Source organism: Arthrobacter woluwensis, assembly GCF_900105345.1.
Lineage (GTDB): Bacteria > Actinomycetota > Actinomycetes > Actinomycetales > Micrococcaceae > Arthrobacter_E > Arthrobacter_E woluwensis.
Genome location: NZ_FNSN01000009.1, coordinates 1 through 24457, shown reverse-complemented (window position 1 = coordinate 24457; position 24457 = coordinate 1). Strand labels below are relative to the sequence as shown.

General features: G+C 65.0%; 27 protein-coding genes and 3 tRNA genes. 5 read left to right on the top strand and 25 right to left on the bottom strand.

The window, feature by feature from the left end; genetic code table 11:
• A partial coding sequence (locus BLV63_RS18025) for an FAD-binding protein (protein WP_175533618.1) occupies window positions 1-393 on the bottom strand: 393 nt, incomplete at its 3' end.
• A gap of 463 nt (window positions 394-856) precedes the next feature.
• On the opposite strand from BLV63_RS18025, the gene BLV63_RS18020 reads away from it, so the two are divergent.
• Window positions 857-1870, top strand: a complete 1014-nt coding sequence (locus tag BLV63_RS18020; RefSeq protein WP_066217073.1) for a universal stress protein — start codon at window positions 857-859, stop codon at window positions 1868-1870.
• Window positions 1871-1997: 127 nt separating this feature from the next.
• Here the strand turns inward: BLV63_RS18020 and BLV63_RS18015 are convergent, their stop codons facing one another.
• The 3 genes from BLV63_RS18015 to BLV63_RS18005 form a co-directional block, all read right to left on the bottom strand.
• Window positions 1998-3509: a C40 family peptidase gene (locus BLV63_RS18015; protein ID WP_066217075.1), complete on the bottom strand. Its 1512-nt coding sequence runs from the start codon at window positions 3507-3509 to the stop codon at window positions 1998-2000.
• Between the two features lie 193 nt (window positions 3510-3702).
• Window positions 3703-4623 carry a cation diffusion facilitator family transporter gene (locus tag BLV63_RS18010; protein WP_066217077.1) on the bottom strand — a complete coding sequence of 307 codons (921 nt, stop codon included), beginning with the start codon at window positions 4621-4623 and terminating at the stop codon, window positions 3703-3705.
• 157 nt (window positions 4624-4780) lie between these two features.
• Window positions 4781-5269 carry a metallopeptidase family protein gene (locus BLV63_RS18005; RefSeq protein ID WP_074784397.1) on the bottom strand — a complete coding sequence of 163 codons (489 nt, stop codon included), beginning with the start codon at window positions 5267-5269 and terminating at the stop codon, window positions 4781-4783.
• A gap of 138 nt (window positions 5270-5407) precedes the next feature.
• Here BLV63_RS18005 and BLV63_RS18000 point away from each other — a divergent pair.
• From BLV63_RS18000 to BLV63_RS17985, 4 genes are all read left to right on the top strand, one after another.
• Window positions 5408-5480, top strand: a tRNA-Glu gene (locus tag BLV63_RS18000).
• Between the two features lie 101 nt (window positions 5481-5581).
• A tRNA-Asp gene (locus tag BLV63_RS17995) sits at window positions 5582-5655 on the top strand.
• A 46-nt stretch (window positions 5656-5701) separates the two neighbouring features.
• Window positions 5702-5774 (top strand) — tRNA-Phe (locus BLV63_RS17990).
• Between the two features lie 320 nt (window positions 5775-6094).
• On the top strand, window positions 6095-6928 hold the full coding sequence (locus BLV63_RS17985) for an Ltp family lipoprotein (protein WP_074783900.1): 834 nt from the start codon (window positions 6095-6097) through the stop codon (window positions 6926-6928).
• Between the two features lie 75 nt (window positions 6929-7003).
• On the opposite strand, the gene BLV63_RS17980 is transcribed toward BLV63_RS17985, so the two are convergent.
• The 21 genes from BLV63_RS17980 to BLV63_RS18870 form a co-directional block, all read right to left on the bottom strand.
• Window positions 7004-7267, bottom strand: coding sequence for a hypothetical protein (locus tag BLV63_RS17980; protein WP_066217079.1), 264 nt, complete (start codon window positions 7265-7267; stop codon window positions 7004-7006).
• Window positions 7260-8174, bottom strand: a complete 915-nt coding sequence (locus BLV63_RS17975) for a hypothetical protein (protein ID WP_139244603.1) — start codon at window positions 8172-8174, stop codon at window positions 7260-7262. The genes BLV63_RS17980 and BLV63_RS17975 overlap by 8 nt, the downstream gene beginning before the upstream one ends.
• 38 nt (window positions 8175-8212) lie before the next feature.
• Entirely contained in the window at window positions 8213-8941 is a 729-nt protein-coding gene (locus BLV63_RS17970; RefSeq protein ID WP_066217489.1) for a collagen-like domain-containing protein, read from the bottom strand.
• On the bottom strand, window positions 8938-9177 hold the full coding sequence (locus BLV63_RS17965) for a hypothetical protein (protein ID WP_139244577.1): 240 nt from the start codon (window positions 9175-9177) through the stop codon (window positions 8938-8940). The genes BLV63_RS17970 and BLV63_RS17965 overlap by 4 nt, the downstream gene beginning before the upstream one ends.
• A gap of 74 nt (window positions 9178-9251) precedes the next feature.
• Entirely contained in the window at window positions 9252-9386 is a 135-nt protein-coding gene (locus BLV63_RS19095) for a hypothetical protein (protein WP_255218052.1), read from the bottom strand.
• Window positions 9387-9397: 11 nt separating this feature from the next.
• Window positions 9398-10786 (bottom strand): hypothetical protein, encoded by a 1389-nt coding sequence (locus tag BLV63_RS17960; RefSeq protein WP_066217493.1) that lies wholly within the window; start codon window positions 10784-10786, stop codon window positions 9398-9400.
• Window positions 10779-11384, bottom strand: a complete 606-nt coding sequence (locus tag BLV63_RS17955; protein ID WP_074784761.1) for a hypothetical protein — start codon at window positions 11382-11384, stop codon at window positions 10779-10781. Before BLV63_RS17955 ends, BLV63_RS17960 begins: the two co-directional genes overlap by 8 nt.
• Window positions 11381-11905, bottom strand: coding sequence for a hypothetical protein (locus BLV63_RS17950; protein ID WP_074784759.1), 525 nt, complete (start codon window positions 11903-11905; stop codon window positions 11381-11383). Before BLV63_RS17950 ends, BLV63_RS17955 begins: the two co-directional genes overlap by 4 nt.
• 8 nt (window positions 11906-11913) lie before the next feature.
• On the bottom strand, window positions 11914-13029 hold the full coding sequence (locus BLV63_RS17945) for a hypothetical protein (RefSeq protein WP_066217497.1): 1116 nt from the start codon (window positions 13027-13029) through the stop codon (window positions 11914-11916).
• Window positions 13019-14536, bottom strand: a complete 1518-nt coding sequence (locus BLV63_RS17940) for a phage distal tail protein (protein WP_074784757.1) — start codon at window positions 14534-14536, stop codon at window positions 13019-13021. The genes BLV63_RS17945 and BLV63_RS17940 overlap by 11 nt, the downstream gene beginning before the upstream one ends.
• Window positions 14533-16341, bottom strand: a complete 1809-nt coding sequence (locus BLV63_RS17935) for a phage tail family protein (RefSeq protein WP_175533617.1) — start codon at window positions 16339-16341, stop codon at window positions 14533-14535. The genes BLV63_RS17940 and BLV63_RS17935 overlap by 4 nt, the downstream gene beginning before the upstream one ends.
• 446 nt (window positions 16342-16787) lie before the next feature.
• Window positions 16788-18143 (bottom strand): tape measure protein, encoded by a 1356-nt coding sequence (locus BLV63_RS17930; RefSeq protein WP_074784753.1) that lies wholly within the window; start codon window positions 18141-18143, stop codon window positions 16788-16790.
• Between the two features lie 47 nt (window positions 18144-18190).
• Window positions 18191-18619, bottom strand: a complete 429-nt coding sequence (locus BLV63_RS17925; protein WP_139244576.1) for a DUF5361 domain-containing protein — start codon at window positions 18617-18619, stop codon at window positions 18191-18193.
• Between the two features lie 50 nt (window positions 18620-18669).
• On the bottom strand, window positions 18670-18915 hold the full coding sequence (locus tag BLV63_RS17920) for a hypothetical protein (RefSeq protein WP_074784751.1): 246 nt from the start codon (window positions 18913-18915) through the stop codon (window positions 18670-18672).
• A gap of 204 nt (window positions 18916-19119) precedes the next feature.
• A complete protein-coding gene (locus BLV63_RS17915) occupies window positions 19120-19641 on the bottom strand; it encodes a phage tail tube protein (RefSeq protein WP_066217449.1) in 522 nt (173 codons plus the stop codon).
• Window positions 19642-19707: 66 nt separating this feature from the next.
• Window positions 19708-20133, bottom strand: coding sequence for a hypothetical protein (locus tag BLV63_RS17910; protein WP_066217447.1), 426 nt, complete (start codon window positions 20131-20133; stop codon window positions 19708-19710).
• The gene (locus BLV63_RS17905; RefSeq protein ID WP_066217445.1) at window positions 20126-20365 is read right to left on the bottom strand and encodes a hypothetical protein; all 240 of its coding nucleotides are present in this window, start codon (window positions 20363-20365) and stop codon (window positions 20126-20128) included. Before BLV63_RS17905 ends, BLV63_RS17910 begins: the two co-directional genes overlap by 8 nt.
• Window positions 20365-20640 (bottom strand): hypothetical protein, encoded by a 276-nt coding sequence (locus BLV63_RS17900; RefSeq protein WP_066217443.1) that lies wholly within the window; start codon window positions 20638-20640, stop codon window positions 20365-20367. The genes BLV63_RS17905 and BLV63_RS17900 overlap by 1 nt, the downstream gene beginning before the upstream one ends.
• A gap of 58 nt (window positions 20641-20698) precedes the next feature.
• Entirely contained in the window at window positions 20699-20944 is a 246-nt protein-coding gene (locus tag BLV63_RS17895; protein WP_074784749.1) for a hypothetical protein, read from the bottom strand.
• Window positions 20945-21398: 454 nt separating this feature from the next.
• Window positions 21399-21926, bottom strand: coding sequence for a hypothetical protein (locus BLV63_RS18875; protein WP_217640498.1), 528 nt, complete (start codon window positions 21924-21926; stop codon window positions 21399-21401).
• 2041 nt (window positions 21927-23967) lie between these two features.
• Window positions 23968-24457 (bottom strand): hypothetical protein (locus tag BLV63_RS18870; RefSeq protein ID WP_217640497.1); only part of this gene is annotated, 490 nt, incomplete at its 5' end.

The window sequence follows — 24457 nt, the reverse complement described above, 5'->3', positions numbered from 1 at the left end:
CGGCGCTGCGGACGACCGGGATGCCCCCTGCTCCGGAGATGCCGGGTTCAGAGCACCGGCGACCACGCCCCGACGGATGTCCAACTGGTGGCTCTTCGCGTAGCCGTGCAACTGACGCAGGATGTCCCGGCGCTCGCGGTGGGACGCCGGATCGCCGATCGCGACCCGTTCGAGTTCTTCGGTGGTGGCGTGCCGCAGGGCTCCTGCCGCGACAGGGTCGCCCTGGTTCAGACCGTCGATCACCACGACCGCCATGCCTTTGCGGTGCAGCTGCGTCGCGACCGCCAGACCGCCCATCCCCGTGCCCACGACGACCACATCGGTGACGGTGACGCCGCCTTCCGGAGGTCCACCGGACACTCTGCTGGCACTGCGCGTGGCACTGCGTGGCATTCGATCCTCCTTCGGTGCGGCATGGCTGCCCGGCATCACGCACGGGCGGGGAGTCCCGGTCACTCCGGAACGGTCAGCGCGCAGAAAAGACCCAGGCGATCGTCACGATCCACCATGGGTCCCTCCCACTGTGCAACTGAGAATACTCCGCTCGGGGTCACCTGAACAGGGCGCCGGGAGGGTGATGTGAAGCAATTCGTGAACGGTACGGATGACCCTTTTCGGTCTCCGTGGACGGGCGTCCAGGGTACCGCGGGCGTGGCCCGGGAATCCGCGGTTCCGCGGACGTTCCGGACCCCTTCCCTCAGGCCCGCTGACGAGTGGCGGCGCGTCCTCCGGCGTCGGCGTTTCTTGAAACGACCAGCACAAACGGCAATAGTGGGTCATAAGCCAGCGTGGGTGGTAGGAGAGCTGCAGGGACCGTCTCCGCAGGCCGCCCACAGGGGATGAGGAGGCGAGAGTCGTGAGCACGGATACGCCGGAGACAGCACCGCAGGGAATCCACGGCGGAGTGATCGTGGGAGTGGACGGGTCCGAGCACGGGCAATGCGCTCTGAGCTGGGCCGCACGCGAGGCGGAACGACGCCGGACCACCCTCCATTTGATCACCGCCTACTCGGTGCCCATCTACGCGGCCTCGGGTCTGGACGGCGGGTACGCCGCCGTCGACGACTCCGTCATAAGGGAGGGTGCGGAGAGCGTCCTGAAGGATGCGCTGGAGCGCATCAAGGACTACGACATCGACGTCGACGCGTCCGTGGAGAACGGCGACGCTTCGGGCGTGCTGCTGGAACTCGGGCGGGAGGCGGATCTGCTCGTGGTCGGCAGCCGGGGACGGGGCGGCTTCGTCGGACGTCTGCTCGGCTCGGTGAGTTCGGCGCTGCCCGCGCATGCGAGCTGCCCCACGGTCGTGGTGCCCATGATCTGCGCCGGCCGCTTCGGTCAGGACGTGACGGACAAGCACCTGAAGGCCGAGCTGGCCAAGAACCCTCTGGAGCCTGTGAAGCCCCGCGTCGTCGTCGGCGCGGACGGCTCCGACCAGGCCAGGGTCGCCGTGCTGGAGGCCGCGGCCCAGGCTCAGCGGCTCGGCGTCGAACTGCAGATCCTGTGCGCCGTGCCGCAGTACAGCGGCAGCCTGGCCTGGGTCCCCGCGGCTATGGACCGGGAGGCGATCTTTGCGGACATCCAGGTCCAGCTCGACGCCGGCGTCCTCTGGCTCAAGAGCCACTTCCCGGAACTCGAGATCACCACACGCCTCGTCGACGGCTCGCCCGTGGAGGTCCTCGTGGACGCCAGCCGGGACTCCGAGCTCGTGGTGGTGGGCACGCGCGGTCGCGGCGGATTCGCCGGCATGCTGCTGGGCTCCACCTCGGACGGCGTCCTGCATCACGCCCAGGGACCGGTCATGGTGGTGCCGGACCGGGAGGATCCGCGGCTCGCCGACCGCGCCAGTTTCGGCCCGGTGCTGGGCGGCTGACCTCCGCGGGCTTCGAGAACCGCAGGCATGACGAAGGCCCGGCCTGTCCCGTGGATCTCCACGGGACAGGCCGGGCCTTCGTCGTCACCGCTGGGGGCGGACGCTGGTCAGATCGGGCCTGATCCGGTCACCAGTACCGGGCCGCGGTCGGCCAGAGCTGCATGCCGATCATCCAGTCGATGCGGGACACGGTGATGCCGGAACCGGGGTTCAGGGCGTTGACCACCTGGCCGCCGCCGATGTAGATGCCCACGTGGTAGAAGTAGCTGCCGTCGCCCCAGAAGATGAGGTCGCCGGGCTGCCACTGCCCCATGGGGATGTACTGAGGAGCGGAGAAATACTGCGGAGTCGCCGTGCGCGGCATGTAGACGCCGGCAGCGGCGAAGGCAGCACTCGTCAAGCCGGAGCAGTCGTAGCCCACCGGGCCATTGCCGCCCCAGACGTACGGGCCGCCCACCTTGGACATCGCGAAGTTGATCGCGGTCTGAGCCGCGCTGCCGCCGGGCGACGGGGCGGGCGGGGTGACCACGGGAGGCTTCGGCGCGGGGGGCTGAGGAGCCGGCGGCTGAGGAGCCGGTGGCTGCGGCGCGGGCGGCTGGACCACCGGCGGACGGGGAGCCGGAGGCGTGACGACGGGAGGCTGCACGACCGGCGGCTGGACCACAGGGGGCTGCACGACCGGAGGCTGCGGCTGCGACGGCTGGCCGCCGCCGGTGGAGCCCCCTCCGGTGGAACCGCCGTCGGTGGCGCCGCCCGAGTCCCCACCCTGCGCCGGGGGCTGCGGGGACGGGACCGGCTGCTGCGCGGCGCGTTCCTGGAGGGCCTTCAGTGCCGCCGCGGCGCGCTGCTGCTCGAGCCCCTGGACACGCTGCGTCTCCAGGGCCACCGTGGTGTTGCGCAGGGACGCGAGCTGGGCGATGACCTTCTCGCGGTCCTTGGATGCGCTCTGGAGTGCCTGAGTGGCGGAGGTCTGAGCCGACTCCGCGGCGGCGCGGGCCTGGTCGGCGTCACGTGCGGCGTCGTCGGCGGCCTTCTGCGCGGCCGCCGCATCGGCGGACAAGGCCGAGTTGGCCTGGCCGGACGCGATGGCCTTGTTGAACGTCTCGCTCTGCTTCTGGCTGATGGCGTCGAGCGTGGTCGCTCGGCCCAGGAGATCGCCGTCGTCGCCGTTCAGGACGCCTTCCACGGCCGGGTTCACGCCGCCGGTCTTGTAGATGGAGCTGGCGAGCGTGCCGAGATCCTTGCGGCTCTTGGCCGCCTGATCCTTGGCGGCAGCGGCCTTGGCCTTGGCGGCCGCGGCGGCGTCCTGCTTGGCCTTAAGGGTCAGCAGGGCGTTCGTGTAGGAGTCGTTGGCGCGCATGCTCGCGGTGATGGCGCTCGACTGGCGGTCCGCGAGGGTTCCGATGAGACCTTCCAGGCGCGCCTGGGTCGCTTTCGCGCTGCTCTCGTTCTTCTTCGCGGCGGCGATCTCCGACTCGCTGGGAATGGTGTCGGACTGGTCGGCCGGAACGGTGACCGGCGACGCCGGAAGGGGCGCGGCCACGGCGCCGGGAATGCCGCCGGAGCCGAGCAGAACGCTCGCGCTCAGGGCGGAGGAGTAAAGGATCGCTGCGTATTTCCTGCGCTTCGCCACTGCCATGTACACCTGCCTCGAGACCGCTGGGAGAACACCCAGCCCTACCGAGAGTACGGCCTCAAAAGTAACATTGGCAACATTGGTCCCACCATCAACATAAACAACATCACTGTCATTTCGCCGCTGATCACACGGCGTGTCGCGCGAAATCCCGCCGTCGGAGGCGCCTACTCCGCGGTCCGGAGGGCCCGGGTTCTCAGGCGTGCTGGTGGGCTTCGTGAGCCTGGTGGGACGCCGGCTCCAGCTGGAAGGTGCAGTGCTCGGTGTCGAAGTGCGAGCCGAGGCAGCGCTGCATGCGGTCCAGGATCCTGTCGGCGGATTCGGGGCTGAGAGCGTGGTCATCGACCACGACATGAGCGGAGAACACCGGGACGCCCGAGGTGATGGTCCAGATGTGGATGTCGTGGACTGACTGCACGCCCTCCACGGCGAGGATGTGCTCACGGATCATGCCGACGTCGACGCCCTTCGGGGTGGCCTCCAACAGCACGTCCACGACGTCCTTGAGCAGGCTCCAGGCCCTCGGCAGGATCATGAACGCGATCAGGATCGAGGCGATGGGGTCGGCCGCGGTGAATCCTGTGAACATGATGACGAGTGCCGCCGCGATGACGGCCAGGGACCCGAGCAGATCGCCCAGCACCTCGAGGTAGGCGCCGCGCAGATTCAGGCTCTCCTCTTGCCCGCCCCGCAGGATCAGGAGCGAGACGCCGTTGGCCACCGCGCCGATGATCGCGGCGATCAGCATGGTGTCCGTCCGGATCTCCGGAGTCTCGCCGAAGCGGCGGAAGGCCTCCAGGGCGATGATGACCGCGATCACGATCAGAATCAGGGCATTGGCCAGAGCGGCCAGGATCTCGGCGCGCTGATAGCCGTAGGTCCGCTGATCCGTGGCCGGTCGCGTGGCGATCCAGGAGGCGAGGAGCGCGATGAACACGCCTGCCGCATCCGAGAGCATGTGCCCGGCGTCGGCCAGCAGTGCCAGCGAACCCGAGAGGGCCGCGCCGGCCACCTGGATGACGACGACGCTGAGCGTGATGGAAAGGACGATGATCAGGCGCTTCCGGTGCTTGCCGGTGCCGGTCATTCCCTGAGTGTGATCGTGGTTGTGGCCCATGCTGTTCAGGCTAGCTTCGGAGGGCCCGGAATGCATGTCCGGAATGCGACTCATTCGCAGTGCTGGCGCGGATTTTGGGGGGTTCCGGGCGGCTGCGGGAGGCGGTCACGGAAGGTGCGTGTGAGGCGTTCGCGGGAGGCGCCCGACGTCGGCCGGATCAGCCCCAGCCGAGCTCGTGAAGGCGGGCGTCGTCCACGCCGAAGTGGTGGGCGATCTCGTGGATCACGGTCACCTGGATCTCGAACAGGACCTCCGAGCGGCTGGCGCAGATCTCGAGGATGGGGCGCCGGTAGAGCGAGATACGGTCGGGGAGCGAACCTGCGGCCCAGCCCTCGCCCCGCTCCGTGAGGGGAGTGCCTTCGTAGAGGCCGAGCAGGGGTTCGCCGGTGGCCGCATCGATGCCGTCGTCCTCGATGAAGAGCATGACGTTGTCCATGTGCCGGGAGATTTCGGGCGGGAGGTCTTCGAGAGCCTGCTGCGCGAGGGCCTGGAACTCGTCGAGGCTGAGCGTGGCGGCTTCCGTGCGCTCGAGGTGTTCGAAACCGGGCTCACCGCGCAGCGTGCACCGCGGTCCGGGCGGCCAGATGCGGATGGGCAGGCCGCGGGGGAGCGGTCGCGAAGAGGCCGGTTCCGGTCTGCTGTCCATGCCCTCCACGGTAGCCGTCTGCGGCGTTTCCGGGGCGACGGACCGCATTTTGGAAATTCCCGGACCATGCTCTAAAGTTTTACTGGTCCACTTCGCGAGGAACGCGGCAGCAGCCGGGAACTGAGCAGGTGTGTCAAGGCCCCCATCGTCTAGCGGCCTAGGACACCGCCCTTTCACGGCGGCGGCACGGGTTCGAATCCCGTTGGGGGTACGCATGAGATGCGATTTGAAAGCGGATCGAAAGATCTGCTAAGATGAAATCTTGTGAGCCGGGAGCGATTCCGGTGAAAACAACGGTAGAAATACCACCAAGGCCCTGTAGCGCAGTTGGTTAGCGCGCCGCCCTGTCACGGCGGAGGTCGCGGGTTCAAGTCCCGTCAGGGTCGCTTTGATGGCTGGAGTTATCCGGCGATCATGGTGACAAGTCACCGAGGCTCTGTAGCTCAGTTGGTAGAGCGTTCGACTGAAAATCGAAAGGTCACCGGATCGACGCCGGTCGGAGCCACTGAAACCCTCGCCTAGCTTCTACATGGCGAGGGCTTCTTCTTTTCCCCGTGATTCCGCGAGTTTTGGCAGCATGGCGGGGCTTTTTTGTGCCCGGAATCTGACTCGCAATGCCCCCGTCTGGGCGTGCGCTCGCGGGTCAGGTGTAGCCATTCGTGTAGCCATACGCATTACGGCAAGCTGGGGGACGCTGGGATGTGCTGAGGCATGCTGGCTTTATCTTCATACGGCTCTTCGCACGACCGCCGCGAGGTTATGATTTCAGGACAGCTGGTTAGGGAAGTCCAGCTACCACCACTCAACCTCTTTGAAGGATCTATTATGACGTACCCCCAAACGCCCCCTCCGTATGCCCAGCAGCAGGTTCCGTACCAGGCTCAGCCGCAGGTCGGGCAGAAGTCCTTCCTTGTGACCTGGCTGCTCTCGCTCTTGCTGGGTGGGCTCGGCATTGACCGGTTCTACCTGGGCAAGATCGGCACCGGCATCCTGAAGCTCATCACACTCGGTGGCTTCGGCATCTGGGCGTTGATCGACCTCATCTTGGTCTTGGCGAACAAGCAGACCGATAAGCAGGGTCTGAAGCTTGAGGGCTACGAGAAGCACAAGCTCATCGCGATCATCATCTCTGTGGTGGTGATCCTCATCGGTGGCATCAGTAGCGCCGTGAACGGTGCGAATGCCGGTTCCAAGGTATCGTCCCTGTCTGATGTTCCCGCCGTTTCGACGGATGCTCCTGTGGTAGAGAAGACGGTTGACCCGGCTGCGGCGGCAGCGGAATCTTCCGCGTCCGCGAAGGCTTCGGCCGAGGCTAAGGCGCAGGCTGCTGCTGATGCTAAGGCCGCTGCGGAAGAGGCCGCGAATCGTGGCACGGTCGGCCAGCAGAACGCGAAGGCCAAGGCGGAGAACTACCTCTCGTTCACTGCTTTCTCCCGTTCCGGCCTGATCAAGCAGCTTCAGTTTGAGAAGTTCCCTGCCGCTGATGCAACGTGGGCGGTTGACCACATCAAGGTTGATTGGAATGCCCAGGCCGCCGCCAAGGCCAAGCAGTACTTGGACACCACCTCGTTCTCCCGGGGTAGCCTGATTGACCAGCTCGTGTTCGAAGGCTTCACCCAGGAGCAGGCTGCTTACGGAGCGACCAAGGCTGGACTCTGATCGGAGCGCCAACTTGGCCTGTTAAACACCGATAGCGCCCCCACCACCTCATAGCGAGGTGGTGGGGGCGCTTTGTCATGCTGGGCTTTTTGGTTCGGCTCCGAGGCCGATCTTGGTGAGGAAGTCGTTGACCAGTGGGAGTGCCATGACGCGGGTGATGGCTCCGGCGACTCCGAGGACGGCCGCGGCGAGGCCTGTCGCTGCGGCCGGGTCGTGGAGGGTGGCTGCCTGATAGATGAGCGGTGCCCCTGCGATGAGTGGGAGCCCGACGGCGAGGGCGGTTCGGGCTACCGCCCGCCACGGGTAGCGGGTCTGAGTTGCTGCGCGGTGATCAGGCATCGGTTCCTCCTACTGTGACGTTGACGTCGACGCCGGATTTGAGGGCTTCCTCGGCTCCGGCTTTGGCGGCGGCCTGAACGGCACTGAGATCGATGTTCTGGCCGGTAGTTGCGGCCTTGAACGCTGCGAGTAGCCCAGCGATTTGGCCTTGGAGAGCGATGTTGCCGGTCTTCGTGTCTGCGATTTCCTGCCGCAGAGAAATTGGGCGGCCGCCGCGAGTGATCGGGCCGGTGTTGTCGCGGGCGGTCTGAGCGGCGCGCGTGCCATCAGCGATCATCTGGCGGACGCTCACGTCGCCGCTCGCGGTGCTGATGGGGCCGAGGTACTTCGCCAGGCCCTTCTCTACGGCGGAGTCGAGGTCTTTGGAGGTTGCCATGTCGAACCAGTCCTTCGTTTCAATGGGGCGGACTGCGCCGCCAGCGTTGGTGATTCCTGCGATGCCCCACGGTTCGGTGCTGTCGTAGACGTCGGCGGGGAAGTTGACTGGGTCGCCCCAGTAGAGGTCCACGGTGGATACGTGGATGTGATCGGAGTGCGGGGATTCGCCTGTGTAGGGTTGCCACTCCCAGTTCGAGAATGCTCCGGCGATCAGAGGTGTGGTCTGCCCGGGTGTCGGGTTCATGTCGTGGATGAGGTAGGAGAACCGGCCGGTGGCGCGGCCGATGGCGCGTAGCTGCTCTGCGAGCTCACGTCCCTCCGCTTCGGGGAGGTTCCCATTGTCATCGGTGAAGATGTCAATGGCATGCACGATTCCATTGGAGTCGGCGTTGTGGCCCGTGAAGTTGGTGGGCGACATGTAGCCAGTGACGAACTCGCTTGCACGGGCCGGGGTGTAGTCGTACCGCTTGTAGACCTCATCACGGAGCGTGACGAGGGATCTGTTCGGCCGATGATAGGCGATGGCCATGTTCGGCACTGAGCCTCCTCAGATGTAGGGCGAGCCCGTCACGGGGACGGGCTCGGGGTCGGGGTTGATGCTGTGCAGGTGTAGGTGGTGGATCCGGGCGGCTGCGGGGTGCACGTGTAGGTGACCCCGTCCTGAGTGAAGTTCCAGCTGCTCGGCGGGGAACCATCCTTGCCGTCCCGGCCCGGCATGCCCGGCGCTCCGGGGTCGCCCTTCGGGCCCGGCACTCCTGGGTCGCCCTTCTCTCCCGGGATTCCTGGCTGGCCAGCGCTTCCCGCCACGCCTGGGGCCCCGGGGATTCCAGGTTCTCCGGCACTCCCCGGCGCTCCAGCAGCACCCGGCGCGCCGGACGCTCCCGGGCTCCCATCCCGGCCGTCACGGCCCGGGGCACCATCTCGCCCGTCAACTCCCGGGATGCCTTGGTCCCCCTTGCTTCCCGGGACGGCCGCGGTGTCCTTGGCGACCTGGTCGGCTCGCTGGCAGACCTGCTTCCCCTGTGGACTGGACTTGAAGTCGTCCTTCGCGCACGCGGCGGCGACCTGCTCCGCCAACGATTTCTTCTCGGCTGCCTGAGCTTGTGCGGCGTCGGCGGCCTGGGCGGCGTAGTTGCCGTTCTGCCATGCCAGGATCCCGCACACCACCACCAAGAACGCGAGCAGACAGGACGAGAGCAGGAGCAGGGACTTCGTGCGCTTGTCCGCCCGGCGTGACTTGTCCACGGCCTCCTGCGCGACGGCCAGCCGCCTCTCGTTGTCTTCGAGCTGGCTCATGACACTCCTTCCGGCCAGTCTTTCGGGTCCGGTTCGATACCGGCGGCGATGAGCTGTTCACGCCACTTACCGGCTGCGCGCTTGACGAGTTTCGCTTCCTTCAACTCGGCCTCGAGGGCTTCGATGCGCTCTCTCAGTAGCTCTTCCACAGACGCCTCCCGCTTCTCGCGCTTCTTGTCTGACCGGCCGATGAGGTAACGGATGCCGCCACCGAGGACGGCCAGCAGTGCACCCACTGCGGTGAGTGTCGGTCCCCAGGACTCCACACGCTCCTACCTCCCTCTCCTGATGGGTTGTCGGTGGGGGAGGGTCACGGGACCTCCTGGATGCCGACGAGCAGTGCGGTGATCTGCTTGACGATGCTGGTGGCGATGTCGTCAGGGATGTCGCCGTTGAGGTCGATGCGCTTGCCTTCGAGAGTGATGGAGACCATTGCTTGGGCCATGATGTGGATCCTTAGCGTTTGTAGGTGTACGAGATGGTGAACAGTGCGCCGGATGCGAGGGTGAAGTTCGCCCCGACTGCGCGGATAGAAGCGGCCCCGGTAGCTAGGTTCACGAACGCGATGGCCTGGTTGTTCAAGCCGGCCCCGACGACCTGAGTGAGAACGTAGGGGGAGTCCGCGGTAGAGCTCATCGCCGCCGATGGCAGCACGGTTCCCATCGACGTGTACGCGGTGGTGGTGATGGTTACGTTCGCGCCCGTGTACTTCGGCACCAGCGCGATCGTGATCTTCGTTTCGCCAGCGAGTGGCTCGACGAAAATGGACCCGCCAACGTTCCATCCCGCAGGGCTGAGCGCGCTAACGATCGACTCGGTGCCGAGGCCGTTGAGTTTCGCCTTGTCCGCCGCTGACATCGCACCCGGCGCGCTCGTGGTCGCTGCCGGGATGTCCGTGCCGGCGAGCACGACGTCACCGGTCCTACCGGCCACACTCGTCACGGCCCCGCCCACGGGTGAGCCGTTGACAGTGAAGGTCCCCACCACGTTGACGCTGTTGCTGCCCTTCAGGGTCAGCACGCCGTCACCAGTGTGGATGACGTCTACCTTGTTGGCACCCTTCTCACTGTGGAGGGTCATCAGGCCGTCTTTGTCGAACTTGAACAGGCCCTTGTTGATGTAGGTGCCGTTGTAGTCGCTCTGCTCGTACCGGATCTGGAGACCGTCCGGTGGGCCCATCTGCCCGCCCCAGGGGCGCATGCTGAGCGCTGTGTTGGTGTGGATGACCGCTGGGTCGTCCGGTGCTGCGTTGCGCACGTAGGTTGCCACGGACAGTGCAGAATCCAGGCTGACCGACAGGCCTCCGGATTGGGACGTTCCCCCGGTGGAGGGGCTTGCCGGGTCGCCGTCTTGACGGCTCCAGTACAGGCTCGCTCCTGCCGGGTCGATGTTCGCCGCTGAACGCCAACGCCTACCTTCGCTGTCGGTGTAGTTCAGGGACTGGATTTCGATGTTGTCGCCGTAGCGTGACGTCAAAGATGCCATGTTGGCGGGGTCGGTCTGGTAGGAAGTATTCGCTAGCCAGATCCCGGGCCGCAGCACCGGCAGGCCCGTCCAGGGTTCGATCACTTCCCGGTTGCCCAGACTGGTGCTGACCTTGATTGGCTGGTTGGTATAGCGGTCGATGCCGTCGGCGGTGGTGGAGATGTTGCCGCCCCCGGTCACGCTGATCTGCCCGCCGGGGACGAGGACGCCGCCTTCGACGCGGAGTGTGCCACCTGGCGGGATGGTGGATGAGCTGTTCCGGTTGGCCCCGTCAAGGGCCTGCTGCTTCCGTGCCAGCTCATCGACCCGGTTCCGCGCATCGGTGACACCGAAGGGGCGGGGGATGAAGCTGTTATCCACTGGCACCAATGTCACCTCCTGTCAGGTCGGCAAGGGTCGGCTTCCAGGTCTTCATGTCCTGGCTCAGGGAGTACCCGATGACAGGCCAGACAGCATCAAGCTCGATGGCGAACTCGTCCAGGTCGACGGGGTCTTGCCCGACGCGGACGTTGACCTGTGCGGTATCGCCCAGGGTCAGGTCCGCCGGCCCGGTGTAGTAGTCCCCGTCGCCGGGGATCTTCGCTTCAAGAGTCACGAGGGTCTGGCCGCCGAAGAACGCTTGCTTCATGCGGGCCATGTGGGCGGCGATGGTTTCTTCGCTGTCCACGCCGGAGAAGTTGCGGCGTTCTTCCAGGCGTGGCCATCCAGCGGCTTCCCGGATGGTGTCGATCCCGGGTGCGGAGATCAGCCGGGATTCGCCTTCACCGTCGCCGACTGCGGTGACGAGGGTCGCGGCGTCTCCCTGGCCCCACCGGGTCTCTGGGGTGGCGTCGGTGATGTTCACCCCGGAGATGAACGCGTGCTCCGGGGTGGTGGTGCGGTTGCCCATGGTGGGGCGCATCCGTGCGATCTTCCGCACCCGCGACTGGGCGGCGTCGGCCCATTGGATATCAATCATCCAGTCGAAGCCGGGGAAGCGTTGGACAGTTCCGTGAGACGGTCCCCGATCCTGGTGTTCTCCGCGTCCTGATAGAGGCGTTCCAAGATCACCCCCGTCAGTGGGGCGTCCACCTCGAGGCCGATGCCGTTGACGTTCGCGGCGTTGATCATGGCGGCGAAGATGTTGGCCTGGTCGACGTCAAGGAACTCGGCGGTGGGCATGTACCGGCGCAGAAGGTATTCCTCCACGGTCCTGCAGGGGATTTCCTGACCGTTGATACCTGGTGTGGCGGTGCTGTTGGGGATCCCGTGCCAGATGATCCGGCCATCCTCGTCGGTGACGAGGATGAGGGACTTCCACGGAACGATCAGCTTCTCCCAGTACCGGCTCTTGTAGAGGCGGCCTTCCCCGTCGAAGAACGGGGCGAAGAACTTGCCCTCGCCCACGCCCTTGAGCTGGCGGGTCAGGTCCTCCGCGATGACCAGGGGCGCTTCGTCTAGGACGGTGCCGGTGATCAGGTCACAGATGATGAACCTCACGGCACCTCCTAGGCTTCGTCAGCGGGGCATTCCTCAACCCAGAACTTCGTGATCTTCGGATCCACGGACACGCCCGTGAAGACGTTGCCGGTGACCTTGTCCACCCAGAAGCGCGGGATGGGCAGGGAGTTTGCCGGGACGATGATCTCTTCGGTTTCGATGTAGCTGCTCATCAGGTAGTTGCCGGGGGCTGTCCAGCACAGCGGGGAGCGGGTCTGGGCGTTGGATGCCTGGGACTGCATGAGGGATGCGCACACATCCCACCGGCTGATCCCGGAGGCGATGGCACCCGAGTTCACGCTGGTCTGGACGAAGACCTTCATGCGCCGGTCGTAGGCTTCCGCGTTCATCGACATGGTCGCCACGGCACGGGAGCCGGTGCCATCACTGGCCGAGGTGGGGATGTTCGTGGAATTGACGGTGAAGGTGGTGCGCTTCCACGGTCCGACATGGGTCCAGACGGTGCCGTTGTAGACCTGCGTGGGGAACCCGGGAAGGTCCATGCGGAGCCTCTGCAGGCCGCGCACCTTGGGCAGGGCGCGGGCCTCGGCCAGGCTGTTGACCGGGATCGGTGCTCCCGCTGCTGCGGTGATTGGCCGCTGATCGGTTACCACGGGGGAGCCGCTTCCGGCCTTGGGGACGTCGATGAACGCCAGAGTCAGGGCCAGACCTGGTTCGGGCTTCACCCCGCCGCCCGTGGTGGCGAGCGGGTCCGGGTCCCCGGTGAGTATCCGGACGACACCCTTACGGTTCGTCCCGCCGCTGGTGCCGTCATTCTGCGGGTTGCTGGGGTCCCAGACCTGAAGGATCACCCGGTCACGGCGGGGGTTGTTCGCATCCGCTGCGACCAGGGGGTCAACGGTGGCTGAAGTGGCCAGTCCGGTGAGGTACGCTCCCGTACTGGACGCGACCGCTGCCGGCCCTGCCGTTGCCAGGACATTGTTGCCCGAGAGGGTGATCGCCAGGGCGCGGGCGTCAAGGACACCGCTGCGGCTGGTCCCCACCGCGGCACCGGGGGCCAGGAGCCCGCCGATGTCACGGCGCAGGGACTCTCCCGTGTAGAGGGGAGGGCCAGCGGGGGAGGGCGCGTTGATGAAGCTGGGGTCGATTGCGTCAAGAGGCACAGTAGGCCCTCCTAATTCCAGGTGTCAGTCCAGGCCACGGTGGCGGTGGCCTGGTTGGTGGAGAGGAACCCTCAGCGTTGAAGGTGAGGGTCATGCCCGGGCGGGGGTTGATCCACGATCCTCGTAGGGCGGTGCGCCGTGAGGCGGTGCCGTTCAGCAGGATCGTTTTCTTGTCCAGGTCGATCACGAGGAACTGCCCCACGGTCAGGACGAGGTTGAACGTCATGCGGTTGCCGAGGTCATCGGTGATCTGAGGGTTGGTCAGATGCGTGTTCACGGCGGCGATGGTCACCACGACCCGGGGAGTCCCGGTGCCGGAGGATCCGACCGTGACGGCGTTGTTCGTCACGGTCGCGGTGATCGCGAACGGCACGGTCAAACCGGCGAGCTGAACCTTCTCCGAGGTGCTCTTTCCCGCTGTGGACGTGTACCGGAACGTGTACCCGCCGGAGGGTGCGGAGCCGCCATCGAAGTAGTCCCCGGCAAAGGCGACCGCAGCGGACTGGGTAGCAGCGGCGCTGATCTTGACGGCGTCGAAGTCCAGCTTCACGCCGGAGGGGATGACGGTTCCGCCGTTGTACAGGTAGGGCACTGGCTGGGCGTAGATTGTGCCTGCCGGGGCCTGTGCCGAGTGTGTGACCCTGCCCCCGGTGTTGTTGGTGGGGGCGCTCATGGACTCACTGATACGGGTGTTGGTGGAGTCGAAGAAGCGGATCCCGATCTGGCTGGTGTAGCCGGAATCGTTGGCCATCAGCATCGACACCGCCGCCCAGTCCCCGGGGGAGAGGTTCACCCGCTGGTCCGTGGATGATGCGGCCAGGACGCCGGGTCGGGTTGCCCCGGAACCGGTGGTGAGTCTGCCCCAGGCCGTGCCGACGATCCACGCCGGAGGGGATACGGTCTCCCGCGTCAGGGCTCCACCGACACCGACCCAGCCAGAGGTGTCTACCTCGAAGGACGGGTTGTTGGACCAGTTGGTGTCCGCGACAGTGGTGGGCGGGATGACCAGGCCCCCATCGGTGATGGGGAGCCTGGCGACCCCGGAGCCGCTGATGTCGTTCGGTCCGGTCCCGGCGAATCGGCGGTGGTCCGTGGCGACGAACTGCACGTTCACGCTGATCGTCTCGACCCCGTCCCACACCACCTCCGGCGTTCCCACGACACGGACCATCGCGTACCGGGTCAGTTCCGCTTCAGCGACGATCAGGGGCTTGTAGACCTTCATGGGCAGGGCGGCGACGAACTGGTCCCGCACGAGCGCCGCACGGGCGAACGACGGGACCACGAGGACGCCCCGGAGGACGTAGTTCGCGCCGTCGTAGTAGGCCGGGTCAGACCAGGCCCCGTCGCGGTCGGGCCACGGGTTCACGTCCCCGCGTGTTCCCGGGTTACCCCATCCTTCGATGGGTGCTGTGAGGACCCCGCCGACGGTGTCCGCCGGGTCAAGGTAGAGCCCTGACCCGCCGAACGTTCGCCCGCCGATGGTGGCCGTTACGATGTCGGTCACAGACCCTCCAATCGACGCGCCGTCTCAAGAGCGGTAGCGCGCGGGTTTGCGGTTTCGTGGATGTCGATCTTCACGGGGGTCCGCCCATCGGCCCACCGTCCGTGACTTCCAGGAGCGGGCACGTAGGAGGCTGGCCGGTAGGGCTGGGAAGCGACGGCGCTGGGGATCTGCACCAGGGAATCCACAGCACGGGACACCAGCCCCGTACCGTCCCGGACACCAAGCGCCAGGCCAGCAGGGACCTGCCGCCCGACCTCATACCGGAACACCCGCGACGGTGAGTGGATCCCGAGGTTCTTCTTCACCTGCGAGGTCATCCGGTCGGTGACCTTCTTGATCGCCGCATCCACGGCCTTGAGGTTCCCGGACAGCCCGTTCACAAGACCCTGCTGCGCGGCGATCCCCGCCCCGTACATCCCATTCGCCAACGACATGCCCGCGGACTGGGACACCGAACCGAGCTGTTTCCACTGCCCGTTGAGCTGACCGACAAGACCCTTGCCCCCGGCGATGAGGGACTTAGCGATGGAGCCGCCCTTACCGGTGCCAAGCTCACCGATCTGCGCGAGCAGACTGGAATCAAGGCCCATGGACCGCAGCTTGTCGAGTTGGCCCTTGAACCCTTGGACGCTGCCTACGGTCTTCTTCGCAGCCGCCACAATGCCCTGAGCGCTACGCCCGGCAAGGTCCCCCAGGTTGAACTCGTCCCGGAACTTCTCAGCCGCGTCACTGGCCGCCTTGTCCCGGGTCTTGACCGCATCCGAAAGGCTCTTCTGCGCTGTCTTCAGACGGGACGCGATGCTGGCGCGCTGGGTGGTGAGTTTGGAGATCTGCGCGTTGCTGGCGCTGATCATCCGCGACGTCGCATCCAACGTCCGCCCCAGAGACGTTTCCCGGTTGGCCTCGGCAAGCTTCTGCCGGCCCTGAGCGACCAGGGACGCGACCTGCTTATTCCGCTTCGAGATCGCCGCGTAGTAGGCGGTCATCTTCTTCGCGTTAGCCTTCGCGTCCTTCCCCAGGGTCGGGGCCTTCACCCCGGAGACCTGAGCGGCACGGCTCATCAGCGACGAGGCGGCCTTGCGGAGCTGGTCAGCCTTTGTGAAGTGCTTCGTGGCCTCAGAGGTGACCTTCCGTGCCACAGCGGTAATGGCTGCCGTTGCCTGCGGCCCGGCCTTCTTCACCCCACCGGCAAGGCCCTGAACGATGAACTCACCGAACTGCCGGAACACTCGCGACGGTGAGTGGATCCCCAGGGCCGCTTTGAACGGCCCGACGATCCAGCCGGGGAGCTGGTTGAGGAAGAAGCTGCCAATGCTGGACAGGAGGCTGCCGGCACCGTTGAGAAGACCCTGGATCATGTCTCGACCGATCTGGACGAGGGAGCCCGTCAGACCGGAGAGCGCGCCGAGGATCTTGCCAGGGAGGTCACGGAAGAACGAGACCACGTTGTTGATCCCGGACGAGATCGCACCCGTGATGTTCGACCAGAGCCCGGTGAAGAACGACTTGATGCCGTTCCAGGCTGAAGACCACAGCGACCCGATCAGTGAAAGGCCACTACTAATCACGGTCCGGACAATGCTGATAGCACCCGTGACGATGGACCCGATGGTGTTCCAGATGCCCTTGAAAATGTTCTGGATCCCTTGCCACACCTGGGACCAGTTGCCCGAGATGATGCCAGTGACTACCTGGATCACACCCTGAACGATCTGCATGACCGATGTGATGACGTTGGCTATCGCGCCGAACACCGTCGTCACTACCGGCATGAGGGCCTGGATGACGGGGATCAAAACGGCCAAGAGGATATTGATCAGTGGGGTTATCGCGGACACGATCGCCGTGAACAGCGAGATCACGGGCGGCAGGACCGTTGAAACCAACATCGTGATCACCGGAACAAGCGCCGATACCAGAGCTGACACCAGCGGCATCAGAGCAGCAAGAACCTGCATCACCGCCGGGCCGATAACTTGGAAGATCTGGACGACCGCCGGTAGCAGGGTCGAAACGAGCTGTGCGAGTACGGGAGCCAGCTGCGATGCCAGTTGCGCGCCCAGTTGAGCGAATGCCGCCCCAAGAGGCTGGAAAGCAGTCGCCAATGCGCTGATTACGGGCGAGAAGGCCTGGAACTGAGCCGAAATCTGTGCCCACAACGCACGTCCAGCATCGGTTTGGGTGAAGAAGTATGCCAGTGCCGTCCCGACGCCAACGAGGGCAGACAGAATAGTGACGAACGGATTGGTTTTCAGGACCTTCGTGAAGAGGGCCGCTGCAATTGCTGCCCCTTAGTCACCGCGGTGTACACCGAAGTTGCGGTTGTGAGGACTTTGAAAGCTATCGCGCTAGCGCCAATTGCTGCCGCAACTGCCTTGAACGCGGAGGCGTTCTCACGCACGAAGGCCACTGCCGATGCCGCCGCGAGTCCAAGGCGCTCCATGAACCCGGAGAACCCGGACGACGTGACGTCATCTCCACCTGCCTTGAAGGCAGCGAAGAAGGCCTGGACTGATCCGACAGCGCTACGCGCAAAAAGGCCGACGCGCTCGAGCACCCCAGCGAACCCGGTTGACGTCACATCTGAGCCGCCCGCTTGGTAGGCGGCGACCATCGCCGTGATCCCACCCTTGACTTCGTCGAACGCCTTGCGTGCTCCCGCGCCGATTCGGAGGAACGTTCCCACAAAACCGGTGGCATTGACCTGAGCATTTGCGTTCTGCCAGCCGCCAATCAGGGCGTCGTAGCCCTTCATGACGTTTGCGAAGACTGGCTTGAGCTTCTTGTTTACGCCATCGATGATCGGAATAAGCCCGTTCATCCCGTCCTTGGCTGCGCTCAAGAAAGGGAGCATGACGGTTTCGCCGACGCGTCCGAGGGCTGCTTTGAGGTTCGCCATCGAGCCACGGAAGGTCTCTCCGGACTTCAGGGCTGCACCGCCGAGGCCCTTCTCCATGGCGTTTTGGAAGGTCGCGAAGTCGATCTTGCCCTTGGAGGCGAGGTCGTACACCTCGTCGGAGGTCTTACCCAGTTCCTTGCCCAAGAGCTGGACAATCGGAATGCCAGCGTCGTTCAGCTGGGCGATGACATCGCCCTGGATCTTGTTCGACGCGGCGACCTTGTTGAAGATCGCTCCCATCTCACCCATGCCGACACCCGCAATGGTGGCCGAGTCGCCCACGAGCTTCAGGGTCCGTTCAAGGTCTTGGCCGGGTTTCACCCCAGCAGCGACCACGCCAGCAGCCACGGTGGCCGCGTCACCCATGCCGAACGCCGTGCCCTTCACTGCGGCCATGGCATTGTTCATGATCTTCGTTACCGACTGGGTGGAGTGGCCCAGCCCGGTGAGTTTGGCCTGCGCGTCCTCGATGTTCAGTGCTCGAGAGATCCCGCCTTTGACTGCCAGCCCTGCAACCATTGCAGGTCCAGCGACGGCGAGGACCTTGCCGGCGATACCGGCGAATGCAGCGCCGAACGAGCTTCCGCCGCGCTTGCCAGCGGCCGCGCTGCCCGCGTCTGCTGCCCCAGTTAGGTCGTTGACGATGCTCTTGCCAAGGCCCTTGGAGGAGGCGACGATGTTGACATAGGCGGTCGCCAGTTCAGACATGGGGCCTCCTGGAATGCGGCTAGCCCCCGCACCAGGACGGTGCAGGGCTAGCGGTTTCTGTTGTAATAGGCGACTTGTCGTTCGGTGACGAACTTGACCACGCCGGCCTTGGTGGTGTGAGCAACCTTCCCCGGTGGGGGTTGCGGTGCACGCCGAGCCTGTTTCCACTTCTCGGCCTGTTCGAGGCTCATGGGTTTGCCCTTGAACGTCGTGGTGGTCTTGTCCTCGAACCCTGGGCGCGGAATGGGCTTGGGTGGGCGTTTGCCCTTCTGCCCGTCAGCGGTCTTCTGCCATGCCAGGACTGCCAAGCGGTCTGCTATCAAGGCAGTAAGTTGTTCGAGAAGCGTCCAGCCTTGTCCGAGCGCCCGCTTGGTCGCCGAATCGTCAGGGAGATGTTCAGCGAAATCGGCAACCTCCCAGAGGTGGAAGCCGGGAACCCTGCCGGTGCGGGTGAGACGGAGCCCGTAGTATCGCAAGAAGTCGGCCCGCAACTGCCCGCCGAACTCCCGAAGGAGAGCGGCGAGCGTTAGGAGTTTGGGGCCAGTTCCTTGATGAGGTCCTGGACCAGTTCACTGCCAGCTTCCACGGAGACCCGCCCCGTCTCGGGGTCCCTAACCGATTCGAGCGCCGTTTTGAATGACTCCTTGCCAAGCAGCCGGCGCAGGATCCGGGGGAGCCGCTGCACCTCACCCTCATCGAGGGAGTCCAGGTCGTCGAGAAGTTCGAAGTCATCGAGTGCGTCGGCCGCGATGGTGTACTCCTGACCATGCACAGTGACGGTCTTTGTGCCGTCCTTGTTGACCCTGGGCTTGCGATCCTGGGCTTCTTGACACCTTCCGGGATGGTGGTGGTGTCGTCGGTGATCTTGATTTCAGACATGGGTGCCTCCTGCGGGCAGAGAACTTGGTAGGGGTTGCGGGACTGGTGGTGACCTGTGGGGCGCGGTCCCGCAACACGCGCCCCACAGGGGTTGGGATCAGGCCATGTAGATGTAGGCCTTGGTGCCGGTGGAGTCCGGGTAGGCGGTCAGGGTGACGTCGTAGCCGATGGCCTCGTCACCCTTGAGGGAGACGTCGCCGCGTTCGGTGACCTGTGCGTCCGGGAGGCAGATGCGGATGGTCTTGGCACCATCACGGACCTCGATGACCCAGACCAGGTGATCGGTCTGAGTGCCCTTGATCTTGATCGCCGAAGCGGTGGCCGTGGGGTCCGCGTAGTAGACCTTCAGGACCTCTGCGGACGTCTCGATCATGGTGAACTGGTAGGTCAGGTCGTGGCTGGTCTGGATCTTCCGGACCACGTCACCGTTCTGCCAGGCCTTGATGTCGGTCTGGTCGGTGCTGATCGCCTGGGTGATGCCGTCCTCGGAGGCATAGCCGAGATCCTTGAGGGCGGCGTTCAGGGCGGTCGTGGTGTCAGTGGGGAGTGCGGTTCCGAGCGGGCCGGACGAGATCGTTCCGGTGACCGCGACGCGCACATTGCCGGCAGTGAGTGCCATGTTGTCCCTCCTGGGGGCATGAAAAAAGCCCCGCCAGGTGGCAGGGCTTGCAAGGGTTGGATGGGGTTAGATCGGCGTCCCACGAACAGCGAGTTCGAAGTTCTGCCGGTAGCGCGGGATCTTGGCGTCCGGGTCAGGAATATCCACGAGCCCACCCATGGGGTGGGCCCAGTAGATGACGACATCCATTGCTTGGGAATCGGCACTGGCCGGGACAGTGATGGTGTCATTGCTCAGGGCCGACAGGTGCGCCCGGACGAGCTGCGCCTTGGCCTTAGCAACGTTCTTCGTCGGCCCCCACGTATCGACCATGAGGAACGCCTTCTCATGGATCGGCGAGAACTGCCGGCCACCAGCATCACTGATGAGAACGAACTGGTCCGGACGAGGATTCGGTTCAGTACCGACGACGGTCAGGCCAGGGATCCTCGCGATCAGCCATAGCCGGGCCGCTGCCATGGCATTGCCGAACAGGACAACTTGGTTAGCCACTACCCACCGCCTTCGACAGCGCACCGTACTTCGCCTCAGCCCGGTACGCCTCTTCGGTGTCGGGGTAGATGGCAACACGAGCACGGGCACCACCTGTATGGGTGTCGGTCTCGAACCCTGGGCCGGCTGCATTCGCGACGCGTTCCGCCTGGGACTCGAGGAAAGCGACTACAGGTGGTGCGTTGCGAAGTTCGCGGAACCCTCGCTGGTTGAGCTTCACCCTGATTGCCATCAGCCCTCCACCCGCTTGAGGTTGATCCGGTAACCCGGTGCCCATCGCCAAGGCCCGTGGTTGTAGTCCTCGGGCCACCCGACAGCGAAGAACTCAACGCCGTCGATGATGACCTTGTCCTGGGGCTTCGTGAACCCGGTGGGGCTATAGAGGTCCAGATCCCGGTCGACTCCGGAGCCTGTGGGGCGGATCTCCACGTCTGAACCGGGTGTTGCCCAGCCCATGACCTTCTGATCAGGGCGGTCCTCCCAGTGCTCCGGGAGCGGATCACCCATAGGATCCTCGCCCCCGCAATGCGCTCCTGGTGACCGACCGTGTAGGGGGAGGGGAATTTCATGGTGTCCCGCCTTCGTAGATCGGTTCCCCGGCGATGTCTGTCCCGCAGGAGCAGTACATTGCCCCGAAGTTCAGACTGCACCAGGGCAGATGGCGTCCTTCCGGGCGGAATGCGATCTGCACCCCGAAAGCCTTGGACTTCCCGCAGCCGAGCGCGATCTTCTCCTGCTTGTTCAGGTAGTAGTTACCGTCAGGGTTCGAGATCTTCCAGGTCTGCTGGAATGGCCCTGCCCCCTGAGTCATAGACTCCATGCCCTCGCCGCCGTCGGGGTGCCCATTGCGCGGCGAACGACGGAGCAGACGACCCGGCGACGGGTCGAAGCGCTGGCGTTGGCGGCCCTGAGCAGACGTCCAAGATGAATTGGGACGCATCCTCAAGGGCAACCGTCGCCGCTGCTTCACCCCGGTAGGGAAGTCGGGCCACCGCTGCTTCAGTTCCTCCACAGTGGCGAACGGAAACGGTGTCACATCAGCCATGGCCCGACCTCCTTACTCGTCCTCGGACTTCTCGCCCTCGCCATGGCCTTCGGGTTCCTTGGCCTTGGCGGCTCGCCCGGTCGCAGCCTTCCGGGCTGCCGGCTTGCGCCCCGCCGGGCCTCGTACTCGTCCTCCGGGACGTACTGGGAACCCAGGGACTCGGCCAGCTCGTCGTCAACGACGACGGTGGATCCGGTGTAGGTGTCGATCATCCGGCGGCTCACGGGGTCACCTTGTCTTCCACGACGGCGAAGCGGTCCGTGAAGACGTACCAGCCGTAGACGATCTCGAGGCGGAGAGCGATCTGGTTGTTTCGCATGAGGTCGCCCTGGCCGTCCGGGTCGCCGTAACGGATCAGCTCGACCGGGAGTTCACGCTGAACGCCCCAGCGGATGCCGTTCTGGAAGTCGCCAACGATGGCGCGCAGCTTCGTGTCGGCCGCTTCCGGGGTGCCGGAGACGGTGTTGCCCGTCGCTGCCGGGACGCCGAGGAAGTCGGTGACGTTGGTGCCGAAGCCGAGGTTCGGGTAACGCTGCACACCTGAGGGGGAGCCGTCGGCGTTCTTGCTCTGCAAGTTCGCCAGGCCAGGCCATCTTCGGGTCGAGGGCGATGCCGTTGACACCCCAGTTAGTCGGGAGTTCACCAGCAGACCGACAGCGGCACGAATGTCCTGATCTGCCTCCGAGGACGCGGTGATCTCCACGCGCTTCGTGGTGGCGTTCAGGTAGTTCGACCAGCTCGAGATCACGGTGCCCGTGAGCGGGTTGATGCGGTGGTACAGGCCCAGATCAAGACCTCGGGACAGTGCCTTACTGCCCGCAGTGGCCAGCTCGGACAGGATGCCAAGCTGGTAATCCTCGTCTGCCCACTGGACTTCCTGATTGAAACGGAGAGTGACCTGCGCCTTCTTCGGGTGGATTTCACGGAGGTGAAGCCGCCCGTGGTGGAACCCTTCTGGGCTCCCTCCTCCACGAACTCCGCCTTCGGGAAGTCGTTGAAGATGATGTACTCCGTCTCGCCGAACCGCTGAGGTTCGCGGGCGGAGAGCTGGCCAACGGTCGAGCCCGTACGGGCTTCCGTGACAATGCCGTCAGCGATGTTCTTGGGAGCATCACCTTGGCGTCGGTGGTCGTGAAAACGGCCATGATTTACCTCCAGGTGGGTTAGTTGTTGCCGAAGAGCTTCCGAGCCGTCTCCCGGGTCGGGTCGTCGGTGATCTTGGATGGGGTCTTCCCTGGGCGGGGACGACAGGTGCGGTCTGCTTGGTCCACGGAAGGCCAGAAGCGCGTCAGCGGCGGCTTCAATCTCTTCCCTGGTTCCACCGCTCAGAAGGTTCTCCGGGACGCCCTTAGCGGCTGCCACAGAGGCGCGCAGTGCGGTCGCCTGAAGAGTGGCGTTCTCCTTGGCGAGCTGTTCAGCCCGCTCGGTAGCCTTCTGCAGTTCGGTCTTGTTCGCTTCCTCGAGCTTCGTGAACTGTTCAGCCTTGGCCTTCAGTTCCTCGTAGTCCGCGTACTTGTCGCGTTCACGAGCCAGACGCTGGCCACGATCCGGTCAAGGTCCTCCTGCGTGGCAGGCGGGACGAATGCCTTCGGCTCGGGCTGGGGCAGGGGCTCGGTGGATTCTCCCGCTGGTGCGGTGTTGTTCGTGTCGCCCAAGGCGGCACCTCACTTTCCGTTTAGGCCCGTACGGGCATAGAGGGTGAAAACCGCGCAGACGGGCGCGTACCGCTTCACGGGAGAACCGTGGAAGTCACTTCACGCCGAGTTCGGCGCGCATGTATGAAGGACTGGCTGGTCCGGTCCTTGGGAGAGGACTTCTCACCAATGGGGGTTTCCCAGTGGCGGTGCCGGAACGGGAGCCGTCCTGTGTACGTTGGGCAGGACCCAGATCTTGCCGTCCTGGGCTGCTCGTAGCCCTTGCGGTAGGTATCCAGGTAGCGGTCCGCGTCGGCCTGCATCTGCACCGCGTTCTGAGGTGTGACCGCGACGACGGCGCAGCGGCAGTGGTCGTGGAAGGACTCGCCAGGCGACGGGAGCCCGGGGGTTGATGCCCCTGCCTGCCGCCACGGCGGCCCTTGGTCTTCTCCAACGGCACGCCACGGCCCACCACAGTCCGGCAGAGTCCGGAGGTGTAGGCGGCACCGCGGGAGGCGAGCATCCCGCAGAACGCGCAGCAACCCGGCTTGGGACGCGCTGGTAACCCATGCCGCCCTGCGCTCGGCGTTGCCGATCATCGTGTCAGCCGCCATCGACGTAAGAATCCGTGTCAGCCCACCGGACAGGAGCGAGAACATCAACGCGTTACCGCCTGCTCGAACACAGCAGGGCGGGAAGCCCAACCAGCCAACGAACTCCACCGGTCACTACCCGCGCGGCGAGGCTCTGCGCGTCCACAGGGTTACGGACCTCAAGGACCTGTTGCAGCTCCGTGAAGAATTGCGCCGAGATCAGCGACGTCATCCGCGTACTGGTCACCACACGGCACAGGTCCCGCATGGTCCGCTGCTTCACCTCAGGCGACGCGTCAAGGACCGGGCGATAGTGCGCTGCAGGTCACAGAGCCCGGGTCGAAAGCTCACTAAGGAGCAACGAGTAGCCATTGACCATGGCGAGAGGAATCACAAGGCTCCTCGAAGATGTCAGTACCGGCTCACGAATCGTGATCGGGAACCTGGCATGAACTGCACATCGGGTAGCCCCGAAGGAGGCAGCAGACGATGCCTCACACCGGCGCGACCAGAACACCGAGTGCGTCACCTTGCCTTCAGCACCTGGGCGTCCTCTAGTGCACTACTTGCCCCCCCTGAATAGATGCTCTGCCTGCTGGTTGTCGGCCCCTTGGCGACTCAGCGGCAACCTCAGGAGTAACCGCGCTTTGACCGGCCACGCGGTTGATGAAGTCTGAGACCATTCCCTTCTGGGCCTCCTGGCGCAGGCTGTCCACCTCGTCATCGGTGAGACCGCCAGCAAGAGTCGGGTACTGGATGATCTGAGGAAGCACAGGGGCGAGCTTCGTGAGGGCATCAGCCTCAGCCGACATCGAGCGGAACTCCGGATTACGGAACCGTGCGAGAGCTTCCAGAACTCGTCCGGGAGGCTCGTCTCGTCCTCCTTGACCATGTAAGCCAACCCGGCGATCTCTTCGACAGCAGGGGCAAGCACGTACTGGTTCTGCCACATGATGTCGATCAGTAGCTCATGCTCTGCCGCACGGATCGCCTCGGCGCTGGACGGCTGATCATGAAGCACGCCGAGAGAAGATGGTGACAAGCCAGTCTCG

Coding starts and splice junctions, on each gene's coding strand:
- BLV63_RS18015 (WP_066217075.1), bottom strand. CDS start 3,509: ATGGCAGTGGCGAAGCGCAGGAAATACGCAGCGATCCTTTACTCCTCC.
- BLV63_RS17970 (WP_066217489.1), bottom strand. CDS start 8,941: ATGAGCCAGCTCGAAGACAACGAGAGGCGGCTGGCCGTCGCGCAGGAG.
- BLV63_RS17985 (WP_074783900.1), top strand. CDS start 6,095: ATGACGTACCCCCAAACGCCCCCTCCGTATGCCCAGCAGCAGGTTCCG.
- BLV63_RS18005 (WP_074784397.1), bottom strand. CDS start 5,269: ATGGACAGCAGACCGGAACCGGCCTCTTCGCGACCGCTCCCCCGCGGC.
- BLV63_RS17915 (WP_066217449.1), bottom strand. CDS start 19,641: ATGGCACTCACTGCCGGCAATGTGCGCGTCGCGGTCACCGGAACGATC.
- BLV63_RS17905 (WP_066217445.1), bottom strand. CDS start 20,365: ATGGCAATCAGGGTGAAGCTCAACCAGCGAGGGTTCCGCGAACTTCGC.
- BLV63_RS17980 (WP_066217079.1), bottom strand. CDS start 7,267: ATGCCTGATCACCGCGCAGCAACTCAGACCCGCTACCCGTGGCGGGCG.
- BLV63_RS17895 (WP_074784749.1), bottom strand. CDS start 20,944: ATGACTCAGGGGGCAGGGCCATTCCAGCAGACCTGGAAGATCTCGAAC.
- BLV63_RS17900 (WP_066217443.1), bottom strand. CDS start 20,640: ATGGGTGATCCGCTCCCGGAGCACTGGGAGGACCGCCCTGATCAGAAG.
- BLV63_RS17930 (WP_074784753.1), bottom strand. CDS start 18,143: ATGTCTGAACTGGCGACCGCCTATGTCAACATCGTCGCCTCCTCCAAG.
- BLV63_RS17975 (WP_139244603.1), bottom strand. CDS start 8,174: ATGGCCATCGCCTATCATCGGCCGAACAGATCCCTCGTCACGCTCCGT.
- BLV63_RS17955 (WP_074784761.1), bottom strand. CDS start 11,384: ATGATTGATATCCAATGGGCCGACGCCGCCCAGTCGCGGGTGCGGAAG.
- BLV63_RS18010 (WP_066217077.1), bottom strand. CDS start 4,623: ATGGGCCACAACCACGATCACACTCAGGGAATGACCGGCACCGGCAAG.
- BLV63_RS19095 (WP_255218052.1), bottom strand. CDS start 9,386: ATGGCCCAAGCAATGGTCTCCATCACTCTCGAAGGCAAGCGCATCGAC.